Source organism: Vibrio sp. 1580, from assembly GCF_033340055.1.
Window position 1 is genome coordinate 1 of sequence record NZ_JAWOVT010000159.1, and the last position, 840, is coordinate 840.

The 840-nt window shown below is 46.9% G+C and carries 2 protein-coding genes; one reads left to right on the plus strand and one right to left on the minus strand.

What is annotated here, in order from left to right; all coding sequences use genetic code 11:
• Positions 1-336 (minus strand): LysR family transcriptional regulator (locus R7093_RS24700; RefSeq protein WP_318146950.1); only part of this gene is annotated, 336 nt, incomplete at its 3' end.
• A gap of 140 nt (positions 337-476) precedes the next feature.
• Here R7093_RS24700 and R7093_RS24705 point away from each other — a divergent pair.
• Positions 477-840, plus strand: a 364-nt coding sequence (locus tag R7093_RS24705) for a hypothetical protein (RefSeq protein WP_318146951.1), incomplete at its 3' end; no start/stop codon positions are given.

Consider the following 840-nt stretch of genomic DNA (forward strand, 5'->3'; position numbering starts at 1 on the left):
GGCGATGATGTCTTCGCCGATGTAGCCACCCACACAGTTCACTCGAATCACGCCGCGAATCTCTTGAGTATCATCGACGGCGGCAATCAACGCTTGGTCGATGTCTCGCAAAGCTTTTTCACAGTCGTGATAAAAGCGCTCGCCGGCATGAGTCAAACGCAGCGTGCGTGTGGTTCGGTTGAGTAGTGTCACGCCCATTTGCGCTTCAAGTCCGCTGATTTGGCGAGAAACGTGAGAACGAGAAACGGAAAGAGCTTCCGCCGCTTTGGTGAAGTTGCCAAGTTGGGCGATCAAAACAAACGAGCGAATGTCGGCGAGATTAACTTTATTGAGCATAATGAGCGTGTTGCAAAAAGCGATGGGTTTAAGGTTATCACAATTATTTACCAATCATATCGGCAAGCAAGGTCGAACGACTTGAGCTTTACGACAACTTGCGTATTATTTTCTGCGTATCCATCTTTATCTGACTTTTTATGAGCTTATTGATTTCACGACAAGGCACGCCTCAAAAGCGCGCGAAATGGCTGCTAGCAATGATTGGCTGGGTCATCGTCGTGTGTCTGATGCAAAATTCTGGTTTGGTTTCGGCATGCTCGATGAGTGATGACCAAACCTTGGTTTCTGCTTTATCTAGCGATGATGCTCATGTTGTTAAAGCTGATAAAGTCAAAGAGCCGAGTAAGTGTGAACTGTCTGAAAAGTTGATTCAGTTTACCCAGCATCAGCTCGAAGCCTTCATTGTCGTTTTGTTCATTGGCATTGTTTTAGCCGCAGTTTGGCGATGCAGTGCCTTTGTTAACGCAAGGCAATGGACTGAGCCCATCTACGACAAACATC